This is a genomic window from Sphaerisporangium flaviroseum (genome assembly GCF_039537005.1).
GTDB lineage: Bacteria > Actinomycetota > Actinomycetes > Streptosporangiales > Streptosporangiaceae > Sphaerisporangium > Sphaerisporangium flaviroseum.
Genome location: NZ_BAAAZR010000052.1, coordinates 37371 through 54502 on the forward strand (window position 1 = coordinate 37371; position 17132 = coordinate 54502).

The following is a 17132-nucleotide window of genomic DNA, read 5'->3' on the forward strand; positions in this document are numbered from 1 at the left end:
TTCCGCGGATGACGCGTATAGCCCGTCACCGGCGGACACCTGATCGCCGGAAGCCATCGAACGCAGGAAGGCAGAGACGAGCGTGATGAGCACGCGCACACCGCTTCTTTCGCCAGAGAGCCCGGCACCGGCCCTCCCCCAGGGAATCGCTCAGGCACGGCTGCTGCTTCCTCCGGCCCTGACACACTGGACCGACCGCCTCGAACCGGCCCTGCGGGACATCTGCGAGTACCAGCTGGGACTCCGGGACGAGCACGGACGTCCCACGGGTACCGCGCACGGCAAGCTGGTCCGCCCCGCCTTCGTCCTCCTGTGCGCGCGGGCGGTGGGCGGCGACCCGGTGGACGCGGTCTCCGGAGCCGTCGCCGTCGAGCTGGTGCACAACGCGTCGCTCATCCACGACGACATCATGGACGGCGATCTGGAACGACGGCACCGCCGGACCGTGTGGGCGCGTTACGGGACTCCCATGGCCATCCTCGCAGGTGACGCGCTGTTCACCCTGGCCTTCGAAGCGGTCTCGGCGCTGGAACGGCCGGAGTCGAGGACGGCCTGCCACCACTTGGCCCTGACCCTGCGCGAACTGATGGCAGGGCAGAGCCGCGACCTGGGCTTCGAGCGACGGGGCGTGCCGTCGATCACCGCGTGTTTGACCATGATCGAAGGTAAGACGGGATCGCTTCTCGGCTGCGCGTGCCGGCTCGGAACACTCGTAGCCGCCACGCCTCCGTCCTGGGGAGACCGCTTCGAGCGGTTCGGCCTCCACCTCGGCGTGGCGTTCCAGCTCGTGGACGACCTGCTGGGGATCTGGGGAGATCCGCGGGTAACCGGCAAGCCCGTCGGAGCGGACCTGCAGGCACGCAAGAAGAGCGCCCCCATCGTCGCCGCGCTCACCGCCGAATCCCCGGCCTCGCGGCGGCTGGCCGAGCTGTACGCGACGCCGGGGCCGTTCGAGGCGGACGAGCTGGCGCTCGTCGCCGAGCTCGTCGACCAGGCCGGCGGGCGTGCGTGGGCCCGTGAGGAGGCCAGGCGGCGCATCGAAACCGCCTGGGACTGCCTGGTGGGCATCGACGTCGCCGACGACGCGCGGATGGGCCTGGAGGAACTCGCCGCCCTCCTCATCGACCGCGAATGGTGAGCACCCCCCACCGGTGATCGTCCGGTGAGACCGACCGACAACGCGTAACCGCTCCACCAGAGCGGCCCACACCCCCAGGAGCAGAGCCGATGCCCGACAACCCCACCGCCAACGACCCGGCCGACGTGATCGACCGGTGGTTCGAGCTTTTCAACGGCCACGACTCCGCGCGCTGGTCGGAGTGCTACGCCGAGGACATCGTCTTCGAGGACGTCGCGCTCCAGAAGACCTTCAAAGGACGCGAGGAGATGGCTGAGTTCATGAGGGTCTGGGTGGATGCCTGCCCGGACACCCTGGTCGAGAGGGGCGACATCATCATCGCCGGTGACCGGGCGGCGGTCGCGTGGAACGGCAAGGGAACCCTCCTCGGCCACTTCTCCCACCTGCCGGAGACCGCCGTCAGGGGCAGCCGCATCGACAACCGCGGGCTGAGCATCATGGAGTTCGCTGAGAACGGCCTGATCAGACGGCAGACCGACTACTACGACGTCCTCAACGTCCTGCGCCAGATCGGCGTCATACCGGGATGACCGTCGTACCCGAACGATCCAAGAGGCTGGAGCGAGCATGAGTCCGCAACGTGTCACGATGACGCCGGAGGAAGTGGGCCGGTTCTTCGACGAGAAGGGCGACGTGCTCGGCGACCTGCTGGGCGGCAACATCCACTTCGGGTACTGGCTCGGTCCCGACGACACCAGCACGTTCGCCGAGGCGGGCGAACGCCTGACCGATCACATGATCGAGATCCTGGCCCCCCGGCCGGGCGAGCGGATCCTCGACCTCGGGTCCGGGAGGGGCCGCCCGGCGATCCGGCTGGCCCGCGCGGCGGACGTGCGGATCGTCGGCATCTCCATCAGCAAGAGGGACGTCGAGGTGTCCACCCGGCTCGCCCGGTCGGAGGGCCTGGCGGACCGGGTCACCTTCCAGCATGCGGACGCCATGGACCTGCCCTTCGAGCCGGGATCCTTCGACGCGGTGTGGGCACTGGAGTCCCTGCTGCACATGCCCGACCGGCTTCACGTGCTGAAGAACATCGCCACCGTCCTCAAGCCCGGGGGCAGGCTCGTCCTCTGCGACCTGTCGGGGGTCACACCCGCCACCGAGGAGGCCCGCGATGTCCTCGACGCGGTCCTGCGCGACTGGGCGGTCGAGTCCCTGATCGGCGTCGACGACTACGCCAAGCTCGTCACGGAGGCCGGCCTGGACCTGAAGAGGATCATCGACGTCAGCGAGCGCACGCGGTACTCCTCCACCAGGGCCGTGCGGATGTTCGAGGAGACGATGAAGGCCCAGGGCATATCGGTCGAATCCGTAGACCTGCCCATGGACCTTATGGAAAGGTCCTTCGCCGCCCTCGAGCACATGGGCTACCTCATCGTGTCAGCCGAACGCCCACCCGCCTGAAGCACCAGGGCGCTACGGAGGACGGCCGCCGTCCCCAATGCCGCGGCGCGGCCCGCGATCTCCTCCGCGGGCCGCACCCCCCGGAGCATGCCGCTTAGCGGTTGCGGGCAAACTCACTGGGGAGATGGGGTGTGATTGCTAGCGTGAGGACATGACGGTCCAGGTCCGGAGCGAAATGATGACAGATCCGCACCTTCCCGGCTGGCTGGTTCCGCCGCCCGAAGGATTCACCGCCACCGACCTCGATCACCTTACGGATTTGCCCGCACACACAGAGTTGATAGATGGAAGCTTGGTCTTCGTGAGTCCCCAGGCCTCCTTCCACGCGCTGATCATCACCGTGCTCGAAAACGGATTGCGCAAGACCGTCCCCTCCGATCTTCGGGTGCGCCGGGAGATGAGCGTCATCCTCGCCCCTCGGCAACGTCCGGAGCCGGATCTTGTCGTCATCCACGCGACCGCGGATCTGCGGCCCGACGTCACCGCGTATCAGGCCGCCGACGCCGTGCTCGCGGTCGAGGTCGTCAGTCCGGACTCCGAGACACGCGACCGGGAGCGCAAGCCACAGCTCTACGCCGCGGCGGGGATCCGTCACTTCTGGCGGGTCGAGCGGAACGGCGGCGGAGCGACGGTGTACGTCTACGAGTTGGACCCCGCCACCCGCGCCTACGCCCTGACAGGGATCCATCACGACAAGCTGCGGCTTGCCGTCCCCTTCGAGGTCGACATCGACCTGACGGAGATCGACCAGCTCTGACGCACGCGAACGCGCATTGGTCACCCGAGCGGCTGACCCAAGACACACATGTACGGCAGGCCGCCTCGGCGGGAGGGTCGCGTGCCCTGGCCTGGGCGGTGCATGGACCCGGTTCGTCTTATCCCATCCGCCGCTTAACGGGATTTATCGCCTTTGGCGGGACGGGGCGCGACTGATCACTTACGCTCCCCTCAAGTCCCGAGACCGGGACCCGAGGGGAGGCGATCTGATGTCGTCCAAGGATTTCCCGCCGGTGCTCGGTCCTGAGATCCAGCGCCGCCTGGGCCCCCTGGTCGCCGAGCATCAGCCGTCGACAGGCGGTTCAGGAGCTCTCACCGTGCTGCTGAGCGGCATCGGCGCCGGCGCGATAGGGCTCCTGGTGATGTGGGCGGCCCTGGCCACCGAGATCAGGCTGCTGGCGCTGTTCGGTCTGCTGATCTTCCTCATCGGGCCGGTGATGCTCATCCTCAGCGTCAAAACGGCCTTGCAGGGGTCACAGCACTACTACCTGCACGCGGGCGGCCTGGTCCGTGTCCAGAACAGGAAGCCCACAGTGGTGACCTGGCCGGAGGTCGCCGCGCTCAGGAAGCGGCGTGCGGCCAAGGAGGTCGCCACCTTGGACATCACGCGTGACACGGTGATGGGATACAAGGTCACCCTGAAAGACGGATCCGGATTCCTCTTCGTGGTCAGCGACATCCAGGAGGCCCAGGCCCGGTTCTGCGCCCGCCTCGACCAGCTCGCCACCGGCGCCGGAGTCCCCATCTCGGGCTGAACCCCGCGCCGGGATGCGTCTTGACCGGGTCACTCGCCGAGCTGGCGGCGGGCCTCCCGCTCCATCATCTCGGTGAAGGCGGCGTCGCGCTCCTCGTCTGCACGACGGGCCGTGTAGACGAGGGTGTAACCGTCCGGGTCCGTGACCCGCAGGTCGGTCGTGTTCCAGGGTGTGTCGACCGGGCCTTCCACCACGCCGCCGCCGTGGATGCGCGCCCGCTCGGCGAGATCGCCGAGCTGCTCGCGAGTGGCCATCATGCTGACCGTCCATCCCGTGCCCGCGGACACCTCCCCCTGGCGTACCAGGATGTCCTGGTACCGCCAGCGGCGCAGGTGCACCAGCGCGGGCCTGCCGCCCGGCCCGGGCATGGTGAACAGGGCGATGAAGTCCAGCCCGTTCACGTACCAGTCGACCGTCCGGTCGAGGTCGGCCACGTTGAGGGTGACGAATGCCGGCATTCCATATATTTCCCGGCTGATCTCCGGTTCTACTGTACTCACGCGACCCATCGTGAGGTCTCCAGTCGCTGGAGAGTCAAACGGGGCTTCATCCTCGGTGTCCGCCGGTGTCCGTCACCCGCCAGACCGCGCGGACCGCGCTTCGGGCGCCTATCGGGCGCGGCGTTCCGCGGCCTCGACCACGTTGGTGAGCAGCATCGCCCGGGTCATCGGGCCGACGCCACCGGGGTTGGGGGCGACGAAGCCGGCCACGTGCTTGACGCCGGGCGCCACGTCGCCCGCGAGCTTGCCGTCGACCCGGGAGACGCCCACGTCGAGCACGGCCGCTCCGGGCTTCACCATCTCGGGCGTGATCAGGCCGGGGACCCCCGCGGCGGCCACGACGATGTCGGCCTCGCGCACGCGGGCGGGCAGGTTGTGGGTGCCGGTGTGGCAGAGGGTCACGGTGGCGTTCTCGGTGCGGCGGGTCAGCAGCAGGCCGAGCGGGCGGCCCACGGTGATGCCACGGCCGATGACGGTGACGTCGGCGCCCTTGATCGGCACGCCGTACTCCTGAAGCAGCACCACGATGCCGCGGGGCGTGCAGGGCAGCGGGGCGTCGACCATGTGGACGAGCCGGCCGAGGTTGATCGGGTGCAGGCCGTCGGCGTCCTTGGACGGGTCCATGCGCTCGATCAGCGACTGGGTGTCGAGGTGGCGGGGCAGCGGTAGCTGGACGATGTAGCCGGTGCAGGAAGGGTCGGCGTTGAGCTCGTCGATCGCGGCCTCGACCTCGGCCTGCGTGGCCGTGTCGGGAAGATCCTTGCGGATCGAGGCGATGCCGACCTCCGCGCAGTCACGGTGCTTGCCCGCGACGTAGATCTGGCTGCCCGGGTCGTCGCCGACGAGGATCGTGCCGAGGCCGGGGGTGATCCCCTGGGCGGCGAGCCTGCTCACCCGCTCCGCGAGGTCGGCCTTGATCTTCGCCGCGGTGGCCTTGCCGTCGAGAATCTGCGCGCTCACAGCTCGCCATCCTTCCATGCCGTGCCCTCGCACAGCGCCGTGAGGGGTACGGCCCCCGCATCGCGCGGCGGCCGTACCCCACGGGGCTCCAAGAGATCCGGAAATATCACACCAGAACCACCAGCGCGGCCCGACCCGCCACGGCCGGGCCGCGCAGGAGAGCGCCGGGTGCTCGGTGCTCAGAAGCTCGGTGCTCAGAAGCTCGGTGTTCAGTGGAAGAAGTGACGGGTGCCGGTGAAGTACAGGGTGATCCCGGCCTTGGCGGCGGCCTCGACGACCTCCTCGTCGCGGATGGAGCCACCGGGCTCGACGACCGCCCGCACACCGGCGTCGACGAGGACCTGCAGCCCGTCCGCGAAGGGGAAGAACGCGTCCGAGGCGGCCACGGAGCCCTTCGCGCGCTCACCGGCACGTGACACGGCGAGGCGGGCCGAGTCGACCCGGTTCACCTGGCCCATGCCGACGCCCACAGTGGCCCCGCCGTCCGCCAGCAGGATCGCGTTCGACTTCACCGACCGGCACGACTTCCACGCGAACGCCAGATCGGCGAGCACCTCGGGAGAGGCCGCGGGGCCCGTCTTCAGCTCCCAGGTGGCAGGGTCGTCGCCGGGCGCGTCCACCCGGTCGACCGTCTGGACCAGGAGGCCGCCGTCGATCCGGCGGAACTCGGCCGGGTTGGACGGGCCCGCGGGGCAGCGCAGCAACCGGATGTTCTTCTTCTTGGTCAGCACGGCCAGGGCCTCGGGAGTGAACGAGGGTGCCACGACGACCTCGGTGAAGATCGGCGCGATCTGCTCGGCCAGCTCCTCGGTCACCTCGCCGTTCACCGCGATCACGCCGCCGTACGCCGACACCGGGTCGCAGGCGTGGGCCTTGCGGTGGGCCTCGGCCACGTCGGCGCCGACCGCCAGGCCACACGGGTTGGCGTGCTTGATGATCGCGACGGCCGGCTCACGGAAGTCCCACGCGGCCCGCCAGGCGGCGTCCGCGTCGACGTAGTTGTTGTAGGACATCTCCCTGCCGTGCACCTGCTCGGCGTTCGCCAGGCCGTTCGTGCCGCCGGAGTACAGCGCCGCGCCCTGGTGGGGGTTCTCCCCGTACCGCAGCACCGCGCGGCGCTTCCAGGTCGCGCCCATGAAGGACGGCCAGCCGGCCTCTTCCTCGGGGGCGTAGACGTTCGCGAACCACGAGGCCACCGAGGTGTCGTACGCGGCGGTGTGCGCGTAGGCCTGGGCGGCGAGCCGGCGGCGCTGGGCCTCGGTGAAGCCGCCCTCATCGATGGCCCTCAGCACCTCGTCGTACCCGCGCGGGTCGACGACCACGGAGACGGTGCCGTGGTTCTTGGCCGCCGCGCGGATCATCGCCGGCCCGCCGATGTCGATCTGCTCCACGCACTCGGCCTCGGACGCTCCGGAGGCCACCGTCTCCTGGAAGGGATACAGATTGACCACCACCAGCTCGAACGGCTCGATCTCGAGCTCTTCAAGCTGCTTGACGTGGGAGGGGTTGGATCCGTCCGCCAGCAGACCGGCGTGCACCCGGGGGTGCAGGGTCTTGACCCGGCCGCCGAGGCACTCGGGGAAACCGGTCAGCGACTCGACCGGGGTCACCGGCACGCCGAACGAGGCGATCTTCGACGCCGTGCCCCCCGTGGACACGATCTCGACGCCCGCGGCGTCCAGAGCCCGGGCGAGCTCCTCCAGCCCGGACTTGTCATATACCGTGATCAGCGCGCGCCGGATGGCGATGCGGGTCACTTCGTGCTCCTCCCTGTTTCCGGACGGTCCAGGGCTTCTGGACGACCCGGATGTTGCGACTGGCTCCGGTCGCCGGAGTCTTCCGGACGGCCGAGACGGGCGTGACGGCCGGTCACGGTCCAGCCGTACCGGGCCATGCGGCCCACGACCTCGACGAGCAGACGACGTTCGACGATCTTGATGCGCTCGTGGAGCGTCTCCTCGTCGTCTCCATCCTCTACGGGAACGGTCTCCTGGGCGATGACCGGGCCGGTGTCCACGCCCGCGTCGATGAGATGGACGGTGCAACCGGTCACGCGCACGCCGTACGCGAGGGACTCGGACACCGCGTGGGCGCCCGGGAACGACGGCAGCAGGGCCGGATGGGTGTTCACGACGGAGAACGCTTGGAGCACCTGGGGACCGAGGATCTTCATGAAGCCCGCGGAGACGACGAAGTCGGGCCGGTGGGCGGCGATGGCCGCGCAGAGGGCCTCGTCCCATTCCGCGCGCGACGGATGATCGCCCAGTTTGACGACGAAGGTCGGGACGCCCGCGCGCCTCGCGCGGGCCAGCCCCTCGATGCCGTCGCGGTCGGCGCCGACGGCGACGACCTCGGCGCCGTAAGCCTCATCCGCAGAGGCATCCATCAGGGCCTGTAGGTTGGTCCCCGAACCGGAGATGAGGACCACGAGCCGAGCCGACAGGGCTGCACTCCTTCGGGGCGACGTTGACGTGTACGGCTGTCAGCGTATCGGCCCGCCCACTCCACGACGCAGAGGAGGTCAGGTGCTCCCACCCGCGGAGACTTCGGGAGTCGAGGTCGGACGCCGGGCACTGTTGCTCTCCATCGGCGCGCTGGCGTTGACGATGCTGGTGCCGGTCATGGGTCTGGCGCTGGGCGTCTTCTCGATCATCGTCTGCTTCCGAGCGTGGCAGGCCCTGTCCCGGAAGCACCATCCTGTGGTGATGCCGGTCGTGGGGTTCCTGATCTCGAGCGTGTCGATCATCATGGCGGCCATGGTGACGTGGTTCCAGCTGTACTTCAGCGACGAACTCAGCGCCTACACCGAGTGCATGAAGGGCGCGGGCACGAGCACCTCACAGCAGGCATGCGTCAGAGCGCTGGAACAGGCGATGGAGCGCAAGCTCCCGTTCGTCCCCAAGGGCGGTTTCAAACTTCCCTTCGCACCTTGATCTGGTGATCAGCCGGTCGCCATCAGGGACAAAAACACTGCCGAAGTGGTGGTATCCCGATAAGAGACCTCGGATACCACCAGGGAGGGGCATCGCTCCGATAGCCGTGCCATACCCGCGAAGCTCAAGGAGGACCTGTGAACGTCTGCACCCACCTCAGCCTCATCCAAGACGTGGAGCCGCGCAACGCACTCGGATGCGAGGAATGCCTGGCGACCGGGTCGCGCTGGGTCCACCTGCGCACCTGTCTCACCTGCGGGCATGTCGGCTGTTGCGACTCCTCTCCTAACCGGCACGCGAGCCGCCACTTCGCCACGGACGGACATCCGATCGCCGAGTCCTTCGAGCCCGGTGAGGACTGGGCGTGGTGCTACTCCGACGATGTGCTGCTCGAGCCGTCCCCCAGCGGCAAGGGAGCGGTGCGGTCCCACGTGTGACCTCGCCGGAAGCGGCCCTCAGGCCGTCTCCGGCGATCAGGGATCGCGGTCCCACGCGTAGGGATCGACGTAGATGATGTGACCGCCGCGGTCATCGGATTCGTCCACGATGTCACGGCGCGGCGGTCTCGGTTCCTCGCGCTTGCCCTCGGCGCGCCCCTTCGCGGCGGCGGGCCGTGTCCCCGAGGGCCCCTTGGGTCCCTTCCCCGCGAGCCCCTTCCCCGCTGGGCCCTTCGCGATCACCGGCTCGAAGGTCTCCGCCGCCGCCGAGGCGTGCTCGTCGGCCCAGTCCGCTCGGATCACCGGGATGGGCTGGGTGACGGCCTCCGTGGCGTCCAGCCAGTGGCCGGGCAGGCTCCTGGAAGCGGGCGGCGAGGCCGGCTTGACCTTGCTCGCCACCCTGGCGATGGCGTCCCCGGCCTTTCGTACGGGCGCCGCGGGGATCAGGGCCCCGTGGAAGACCAGCCACCAGTTCGCCAGTCCGGCGGAGATGCCGGCGGCGACGCCGACCTCCAGCGCGACCGACAGCGCCACCTCCCAGGCGGAGGGCCCGACGGCCGAAAGGCGCGCGCCTCCCAGCGGGCCGCCCGCGAGCGCCGCGAGCAGCCCCGCCACCAGGCCGGTGACCAGGCCGCAGACGAAGCCCCAGAGCGGCGCCGACTCGAAGAGCGGGGTCGGGGCGATGCGGGCCACCACCACGCCGGCGATCGCGCCCGCCATGAAGGGGATGGCGAGCACCCCCATGATCCACGGAGAGGTGACCCCCGACTCGGGCAGCGCGCCCAGGATGGGCAGGGCGGGCATGGTGCCGAGTTGCACGCCGGTGGGCGCGACCAGCGTCCCGGTGCCGAGGGCGAAGCCCGGCCCGCTGATGTAGGCGACGCCCCAGATGACGAAGTTGAAGAGGTAGAGCGCCTCCACCAGCATCAGGAGCAGCCCGCCGACGAACCCGGGCGCCAGGAGTTCCGAGAGCCGCTGGACCTGCCCGAAGTTCATGATCAGCGCCGTGAGCACGAGCGCCAGCCCCGCGGCCAGCATCGTCGACAGAGCGACGGCGGTGCCGACCACGACCGACCTCGCCCGCTCGGGGAGCAGGCGGAGCATCGACCGCCAGGGCCCGATCGTGCGCGCGGTCGCCAGCGAGCCCGCGACGAACGCCAGCGCGAGGTGGCTCAGCAGCGCCTCCCCGACGAACGGCTGGGTCAGGTTGTTCCGGGCGACCAGCGCGATCACCCCGGCGAGCAGGGCGTACGGGGCGGCGAGCGAGATGCCGGCCTGCGCGATCAGCACGAGCTGGGCACGGCGGCGTGCATTGGCCAGATCCTTGGTGCTTCCCTTGGGCAGCCGGGCCGGCAGGCGAAGCCGCAGGTCTGCGTCCCGCGCCATCCACATCGCGGCGCGGTACAGCAGGGCCGCGGGCAGCACGATCAGGCCGAGCGGGAGCAGGCCGACCCGCCCGCCGGGGATCGCGAAGCCGGCGTGGTGGGCGGCCAGCCATACCTGGCAGGCGGCACGGAACACTCCGGGAAGCCCCTGCCCGAAGGCGCCGCGGGGCGCGGCGATCCAGCCGACGAGGGTGAGCGTGGTGAGCACGGCCAGGCCGACCCCGAGGGTCCAGGCGGCGGCGAGCATCCCGGACACGGGCAGCGGACGGCGTGCCTCGTCGTCGTCGCTCCCGCCGCCTGCGAGGGGGATGCGGCTGAGTACGGTACGGGGGGCCGCCCGGAGCTGGTCGAGAAGGGCCGTCACAGTACTCGATGGTCTCAGCATGTACGGCCCTGACGGGCTTAACGCGCCCGCGTGTCGCCCCCTTTGTCCCCGGAGTGACCGGGCTCCCGCCTCCACCGCCCCTTGCGCCGTCACACCTCGCCACACCATCCAGCCCCGGCATGGCCCCCTCGCGGGACTGCGGGTTCGAAATCAGGCGTCCGTAGCCCTTCGTACGAACACCTCGTCACACGGCCCGGACCCGGCAAGGGGTGCGGAAACGAAAACGCCCGGCCGTGGCCGGGCGTTCGTCGCGTTCGGGGTGAGCCGTCAGCGGGTGCGCATGACCTCGCGCATCAGGCGCGCGGTCTCGCTGGGGGTCTTGCCGACGCGGACGCCGACCTTCTCCAGCGCTTCCTTCTTGGCCTGGGCCGTGCCCGCCGAACCGGACACGATGGCCCCGGCGTGGCCCATCGTCTTGCCCTCCGGAGCGGTGAACCCCGCCACATAGGCGACGACCGGCTTGGTGACGTGCTCCTCGATGTAGGCCGCGGCACGCTCCTCGGCGTCCCCGCCGATCTCGCCGATCATCACGATCGCCTCGGTCTCGGGATCGGCCTGGAAGGCCTCCAGCGCGTCGATGTGCGTGGTCCCGATCACCGGGTCGCCACCGATGCCCACCGCGGTGGAGAACCCGATGTCCCGCAGCTCGTACATCAGCTGGTAGGTCAGCGTGCCCGACTTGCTCACCAGGCCGATGCGGCCCGCCGTGGTGATGTCCGCCGGGATGATCCCGGCGTTGGAGGCGCCGGGCGAGGCGATGCCGGGGCAGTTCGGGCCGATGATGCGGGTCTTGCCGCCCTTGGACAGCGCGTACGCCCAGAACTCGGTGGAGTCGTGGACCGGCACGCCCTCGGTGATGACCACGGCGAGCGGGATCTCGGCGTCGACCGCCTCGATGACCGCGGACTTGGTGCCCGCCGGCGGGACGAAGATCACGGTGACGTCGGCGCCGGTGGCGGCCATGGCCTCGGCCACGGTCGCGAACACCGGGAGCTCCACGCCCTCGAAGTCAACGGTCGTGCCCGCCTTGCGGGGGTTCGTACCGCCGACGACCTTGGCCCCGGACTTGAGCATGCGACGGGTGTGCTTCGACCCCTCGGAGCCCGTGATGCCCTGGACGATGATCTTGCTGTTCTCTGTCAGCCAGATTGCCATTACGCACCTACCGCAGCGAGCTCGGCGGCGCGCTTGGCCGCTTCGTCCATCGTGTCCACGAGTTCGACGCGGGGAAGTCCCGCGTCGGAGAGGATCTGCCGCCCGAGGGTGGCGTTGTTGCCGTCCAGCCGGACGACCAGCGGGTGGGTGACCGCCTCACCGCGGTCGCCGAGCAGCTGGAACGCCGAGACGATGCCGTTGGCCACCGCGTCGCAGGCCGTGATGCCGCCGAAGACGTTGACGAACACCGACTTGACACTCGGGTCGGACAGAACGATCTCCAGGCCGTTGGCCATGACCTCCGCCGAGGCGCCGCCGCCGATGTCGAGGAAGTTGGCCGGCTTCTGCCCGCCGAACTGCTCGCCCGCGTAGGCGACGACATCGAGCGTCGACATGACCAGGCCCGCGCCGTTGCCGATGATCCCGACGGACCCTTCGAGCTTGACGTAGTTGAGGTCCTTCTCCTTGGCCCTGGCCTCCAGCGGGTCCTCCGCGGCCTTGTCCGCGTAGGACTCGTGCTCGGCCTGGCGGAAGGAGGCGTTGTCGTCGAGGGTGACCTTGCCGTCGAGGGCCTTCACCTGACCATCGTCGGTGAGGATCATCGGGTTCACCTCGACCAGCGTGGCGTCCTCGTCGACGAAGACGGCCCAGATCTTCTCGATGATGTCCGCGGCGCCGTCGAGCGCCGCTTCGGGAAGGCCGCCCGCCTGGGCGATCTCACGGGCCCGCGCGCGGTCGACGCCGGTCAGCGGGGAGACCGGGATCTTCGCCACCTTCTCGGGCGCCGTGTGCGCGACCTCTTCGATCTCCATGCCGCCCGCTGCGGAGCAGATGGCGAGGAAGGTGCGGTTGGCGCGGTCGAGCAGGAAGGAGAAGTAGTACTCCTCCGCGATCGCGCTGGCCTCCTCCACGAGGACCTTGTGAACCGTATGACCCTTGATGTCCATGCCGAGGATGTCGGTGGCCTTCCGCTGGGCGTCGGCCGCGTCGTCGGCGACCTTGACCCCGCCGGCCTTGCCCCGACCCCCGGTCTTGACCTGGGCCTTGACGACAACGCGACCGGTCAGCTGCTCCGCTGCCGCGCGTGCCTCCTCCACGGTGTGCGCGACCACGCCGCGCGGCACCGGGATGCCATACTCCGCGAAGAGCTCCTTCGCCTGATGTTCGAACAGGTCCACGAGGGTCCGTCCTTGCTTGTCCGGCTGACTTCTTCTCTACGTTGAGGACCAGACCTCGGGGCACCCGCGATCGCCGGAAGTCTGGCGTCAGAAGCCTAGCCGCCACCAGGACCTGGAACGCTCGCCGGGGGCCCTTTACCTCCCCACAACCGGTAATGAGATACGGCAAGATTCCACAAATTTCACAAAATCACCGCCAGTCCCCGCTTTGTCATCGCCGCCGGCCCCAGCGCGCGGCGGTCCCTCGGCGCGCGCCCCAAAGACTCGCGCCGGTAACTCTCAATTCCTCCAAAAGCCATCTTCCCTGCACAAGTCGTGATTCCACTGAGATCTTGACTCGGGAGAATGCCCGAACCCTCCACGACGGGAGAGGGCCATTCAACGGGAGGAACCCCCCTAATGAGGCGATTGATCGCCCTTGCCGCAACCGCTCTGGTCGCACCCGCGCTCGCGATGGCCGCGCCGGCGACCGCGCACGCGGCTCCCGCCACCGCGAAGCCGGCTAGCCCGGTGGACGCCCTGCGGCAGCAGTTCGCCAAGAAGAGCACCGTGCGCATGGACGAGGACACCCGGATAAAGGTCGACGGGAAGGACCTGTTCCGGTACCGCCAGGCCGGCGTCCTGCGCTTCGGCAAGTCAGGCGTGGACGCCTCCGACACCAGGACCGTGGTCAAGTCCGACGCGGAGGGCGGTGACAGCACCGTGCGCGTCATCATCCTGAACGGCAAGGCCTACCTGAAGAGCCCGCTGTACGACGAGCTCCTGCCCGCGGGCCGAACCTGGGTGCGCACCAGCGCCCCCACGGCCGGAGGCACCAACAGCGTGATCGACGTCCTGCGGCCGAAGGTGCTGAAGACCGTCCTGGCGAGCACGAAGAGCAAGGCCCCCGCCGGCAGGGTCGGCGGCGCCAGGACCACCCTGCTCCGAGGCTCGCTGTCCCTGTCCGCCCTGGCCAAGGTCTCCCCCGACGCCGCCGAGTTCGCCCGCTCTGTGAAGAGCAAGAAGCCGGTCATGCTCCCGTGGAAGATGTGGATCGCCGCCGACCAGCTCCCCCGCCGGTTCCAGTCGAGCTTCCCGATGTCGGGTGGGGCCCTGCTCGGCAGCATGACGATCACCACTGACAGCCGCTTCACCTCGTGGGGAGGCAAGGTCGTCATCGCGGCGCCCCCGGCCGACCTGGTCATCGACGAGGAGGACCTCACCGAAGACCTTCCGGTGACCCCCGACCTCACCACCACCATCACCGGCGTCGCCGCACGGGAGCGGTGAACGCCGAGACCGAGCGGGGATAAGGAAGGCGCGGGTTCCCCGATCAAACGGGTGCCGGGAGGACCTCCAAAGGATCCGCCAGCCCATGGACCTACGACGATGGCGACCGAGGGCACCGAACTTGGTGGCCCACCCGTTACCCGGTTGATCGGGGCACCCAAGTGTTACCCGCCCAAGATCGTGACCATCTCAGGGACGCCGGACAGTCACCACCTCGGCGCTTGGGGTGGTTCTGCGCTGGGTGGGCAGCACACGGGTTCCCCGATCAAACGGGTGCCGGGAGGGCCTCCAAAGGTTCCGCCGACCCATGGACCTACGACGATGGCGACCGAGGGCACCGACCTTGATGGCCCACCCGTTACCCGGTTGATCAGGGCACCCGAGTGCCACCCACCCAACCATCGTGACGTCCAACCACGCCGGACCTGGGTGCAGGCTAAAGACGCCCGGCGTTCGCAGAGCCAACGAGGCCGAACGTGTGCCCAGCCCAAAGACGCCAGGCGCGTACGCAGGCCTACAGCTTCTCGAGCGGAGCGTAAGCGAGGAGGAGGGTCTTCTCGCCGCCGGAGCCGAAGTCGATCTTCACCTTGGTCTTCTCGGCCATGCCGTCGACCATGACCACGGTGCCGAGCCCGAAGGTGTCGTGGGTGACGCGATCGCCCGGGCTGAGGCTCGGGATCACCCGCCCGCCGGTCTTCTTGGGGGCGGGAGCCGTGCGGCTCTGGCGGACGCTGGCGGCGCTCCAGGCGGTCTTCTCCGGGTCGCCGCGCCAGTCGAGCAGGTCGGACGGCACCTCGGCGAGGAACCGGGACGCCGGGTTGAACGCCGGAGACCCCCAGGAACTGCGCACGGCGGCACGTGAGACGTACAGCCGCTGCTGGGCACGGGTGATGCCGACATAGGCCAGCCGGCGCTCCTCCTCCAGCTCGCGCGGCTCGCCCAGGGACCGCATGTGGGGGAAGACGCCGTCCTCCAGGCCGGTGAGGAACACCACGGGGAACTCCAGCCCCTTCGCGGTGTGCAGGGTCATCAGCGTGACCATGCCCTGGTGGTCGTCGCCCTCGGGGATCTGGTCGGCGTCGGCCACCAGCGAGACCTGCTCCAGGAAGTCGACGAGCGTGCCCTCGGGGTTGGCCTCCTCGAACTCCTGGGCCACGGAGATGAGCTCATTGAGGTTCTCCAGCCTGCTCTCGTCCTGCGGGTCGCCGGAGGTCTCGAGCTCGGTGCGGTAGCCCGTACTGGAGAGGACCTCCTCGGCCAGCTCCGACAGCGACAGCTCCTTGCCGCGCAGCTCGTCGAGCAGGCCGACGAACTCCTTGATCGCGTTGAGGGACCGGGTGGCCAGGCCCGGGGCCTCGTCCGCGCGGCGGAGAGCGTCCCAGAAGCCGATGCGCTCGCGGTTGGAGAACGCCTCCACCATCGCCTCGGCGCGGTCGCCGATGCCGCGCTTGGGGACATTGATGATGCGCCGCAGCGACACCGTGTCGTTGGGGTTGGCGAGCACACGCAGATAGGCCAGCAGGTCGCGGACCTCTCTGCGCTCGTAGAAGCGCACGCCGCCCACGACCTTGTAAGGCAGGCCGGTACGGATGAAGATCTCCTCGAACACACGGGAGGCGGCGTTGGTGCGGTAGAAGACGGCCACCTGGCCGGGCGTCACGTCGTCCTCGTCGGCGAGCCGGTCGACCTCCTGCGCGACGAACATGGCCTCGTCGTGCTCGTTGTCGGCGACATAGCCGATGATCTTGGGTCCGGCGCCCTGGTCGGACCAGAGGTTCTTGGGCTTGCGGCTCTCGTTGCGCGAGATCACGGCGTTGGCGGCCGACAGGATCGTCTGGGTGGAGCGGTAGTTCTGCTCCAGCAGGATCGTGCGGGCGGACGGATAGTCGCGCTCGAACTCCAGGATGTTGCGGATCGTCGCGCCGCGGAAGGCGTAGATCGACTGGTCGGCGTCGCCCACCACGCACAGCTCGGCCGGCTCGACCGCGCCCTCCCGGACGAGGTCGCCGTCGGCGGTGCGCGGTGAGGGAACCCCGACCAGCTCCCTGATCAGGGTGTACTGCGCGTGGTTGGTGTCCTGGTACTCGTCGACCATCACGTGGCGGAAGCGGCGCCTGTAGTGCTCGGCCACATCGGGGAAGAGCTGGAGCAGGGTGACCGTCAGCATGATGATGTCGTCGAAGTCCATCGCGCCGGCCTCGGTGAGCCTGCGCTGGTAGCTTCGGTAAGCCTCGGCCAGAGTGCGCTCGAGGTGGGTCTGCGCCTTCTCGGCGGCCGTCTCGTAGTCGATCAGCTCGTTCTTGAGGTTGCTGACCTGCGCGGAGAAGGAACGCGGCGGGTAGCGCTTGGGGTCGAGATCGAGCTCGCGGCAGACCATCGCCATCAGCCGCTGGGCGTCGGCCTGGTCGTAGATCGAGAAGCTGGAGGTGAACCCGAGCCGCTTGGCCTCCCGGCGCAGGATGCGGACGCAGGCGCTGTGGAAGGTCATCACCCACATGGCCTTCGACCTCGGGCCGATGAGCCGGTCGACCCGCTCCTTCATCTCCTTGGCGGCCTTGTTGGTGAAGGTGATCGCCAGGATCTCCTGGGGCTGGACGTGGCGATCGGAGAGCAGGTAGGCGATGCGGTGGGTGAGCACCCGTGTCTTCCCCGACCCGGCACCCGCGACGATCAGGAGCGGGCTGCCCTCGTGGACGACGGCATCCCGCTGCTGCGGGTTGAGCCCGTCGAGCAGCGGATGATCAACGGTGGGATTCATGGCTCGGGTCGACACGCCCCTAGATTATGGCCGCCCACCGACAGTGGGCGCCTCTTCTGGCACCACTGCGGCGTCCGGATCGGCGGCGCACCCGCCCG

Annotated in this window: 16 protein-coding genes; 8 read left to right on the forward strand and 8 right to left on the reverse strand. The window is 69.3% G+C overall.

Annotated features, from left to right (window positions below):
- Positions 1–85 precede the first annotated feature (85 nt).
- The 5 genes from ABD810_RS36705 to ABD810_RS36725 all read left to right on the forward strand — a co-directional run bounded on the left by ABD810_RS36705 (position 86) and on the right by ABD810_RS36725 (position 4074).
- Positions 86–1138: a polyprenyl synthetase family protein gene (locus tag ABD810_RS36705; protein WP_344951975.1), complete on the forward strand. Its 1053-nt coding sequence runs from the start codon at positions 86–88 to the stop codon at positions 1136–1138.
- Between the two features lie 89 nt (positions 1139–1227).
- Positions 1228–1668 carry a nuclear transport factor 2 family protein gene (locus ABD810_RS36710; RefSeq protein ID WP_344951978.1) on the forward strand — a complete coding sequence of 147 codons (441 nt, stop codon included), beginning with the start codon at positions 1228–1230 and terminating at the stop codon, positions 1666–1668.
- A gap of 37 nt (positions 1669–1705) precedes the next feature.
- Positions 1706–2542 carry an SAM-dependent methyltransferase gene (locus ABD810_RS36715; RefSeq protein WP_344951980.1) on the forward strand — a complete coding sequence of 279 codons (837 nt, stop codon included), beginning with the start codon at positions 1706–1708 and terminating at the stop codon, positions 2540–2542.
- 178 nt (positions 2543–2720) lie between these two features.
- Entirely contained in the window at positions 2721–3299 is a 579-nt protein-coding gene (locus ABD810_RS36720; RefSeq protein WP_344951984.1) for a Uma2 family endonuclease, read from the forward strand.
- Positions 3300–3528: 229 nt separating this feature from the next.
- Entirely contained in the window at positions 3529–4074 is a 546-nt protein-coding gene (locus ABD810_RS36725; protein ID WP_344951987.1) for a hypothetical protein, read from the forward strand.
- 29 nt (positions 4075–4103) lie between these two features.
- Here ABD810_RS36725 and ABD810_RS36730 read toward each other — a convergent pair whose 3' ends face one another.
- The 4 genes from ABD810_RS36730 to purN form a co-directional block, all read right to left on the reverse strand.
- Positions 4104–4532, reverse strand: coding sequence for a VOC family protein (locus tag ABD810_RS36730; RefSeq protein WP_344951990.1), 429 nt, complete (start codon positions 4530–4532; stop codon positions 4104–4106).
- 150 nt (positions 4533–4682) lie between these two features.
- Positions 4683–5534, reverse strand: coding sequence for a bifunctional methylenetetrahydrofolate dehydrogenase/methenyltetrahydrofolate cyclohydrolase (locus ABD810_RS36735; protein WP_344951993.1), 852 nt, complete (start codon positions 5532–5534; stop codon positions 4683–4685).
- A gap of 209 nt (positions 5535–5743) precedes the next feature.
- On the reverse strand, positions 5744–7291 hold the full coding sequence (purH, locus tag ABD810_RS36740; protein ID WP_344951996.1) for a bifunctional phosphoribosylaminoimidazolecarboxamide formyltransferase/IMP cyclohydrolase: 1548 nt from the start codon (positions 7289–7291) through the stop codon (positions 5744–5746).
- Positions 7288–7977 carry a phosphoribosylglycinamide formyltransferase gene (purN, locus tag ABD810_RS36745; protein ID WP_344952586.1) on the reverse strand — a complete coding sequence of 230 codons (690 nt, stop codon included), beginning with the start codon at positions 7975–7977 and terminating at the stop codon, positions 7288–7290. The genes purH and purN overlap by 4 nt, the downstream gene beginning before the upstream one ends.
- 82 nt (positions 7978–8059) lie before the next feature.
- On the opposite strand from purN, the gene ABD810_RS36750 reads away from it, so the two are divergent.
- Together ABD810_RS36750 and ABD810_RS36755 are read left to right on the forward strand one after the other, a co-directional pair.
- Positions 8060–8467, forward strand: coding sequence for a hypothetical protein (locus ABD810_RS36750; RefSeq protein ID WP_344951999.1), 408 nt, complete (start codon positions 8060–8062; stop codon positions 8465–8467).
- A 137-nt stretch (positions 8468–8604) separates the two neighbouring features.
- Positions 8605–8904, forward strand: a complete 300-nt coding sequence (locus ABD810_RS36755) for a ubiquitin carboxyl-terminal hydrolase 14 (protein ID WP_344952002.1) — start codon at positions 8605–8607, stop codon at positions 8902–8904.
- 36 nt (positions 8905–8940) lie between these two features.
- Here ABD810_RS36755 and ABD810_RS36760 read toward each other — a convergent pair whose 3' ends face one another.
- The 3 genes from ABD810_RS36760 to sucC form a co-directional block, all read right to left on the reverse strand.
- Positions 8941–10653, reverse strand: a complete 1713-nt coding sequence (locus ABD810_RS36760) for a cell division protein PerM (protein WP_344952005.1) — start codon at positions 10651–10653, stop codon at positions 8941–8943.
- Between the two features lie 288 nt (positions 10654–10941).
- Positions 10942–11829 (reverse strand): succinate--CoA ligase subunit alpha, encoded by an 888-nt coding sequence (gene sucD, locus ABD810_RS36765; RefSeq protein WP_344952008.1) that lies wholly within the window; start codon positions 11827–11829, stop codon positions 10942–10944.
- On the reverse strand, positions 11829–13007 hold the full coding sequence (gene sucC / locus ABD810_RS36770; protein ID WP_344952011.1) for an ADP-forming succinate--CoA ligase subunit beta: 1179 nt from the start codon (positions 13005–13007) through the stop codon (positions 11829–11831). The genes sucD and sucC overlap by 1 nt, the downstream gene beginning before the upstream one ends.
- A 399-nt stretch (positions 13008–13406) precedes the next feature.
- Here sucC and ABD810_RS36775 point away from each other — a divergent pair, with 399 nt between their 5' ends.
- Complete coding sequence (locus ABD810_RS36775; RefSeq protein WP_344952013.1) at positions 13407–14276, forward strand: hypothetical protein; 870 nt, start codon at positions 13407–13409, stop codon at positions 14274–14276.
- A 514-nt stretch (positions 14277–14790) separates the two neighbouring features.
- Here ABD810_RS36775 and pcrA read toward each other — a convergent pair.
- Positions 14791–17034 carry a DNA helicase PcrA gene (gene pcrA / locus ABD810_RS36780; RefSeq protein ID WP_344952016.1) on the reverse strand — a complete coding sequence of 748 codons (2244 nt, stop codon included), beginning with the start codon at positions 17032–17034 and terminating at the stop codon, positions 14791–14793.
- Positions 17035–17132: the final 98 nt, after the last annotated feature.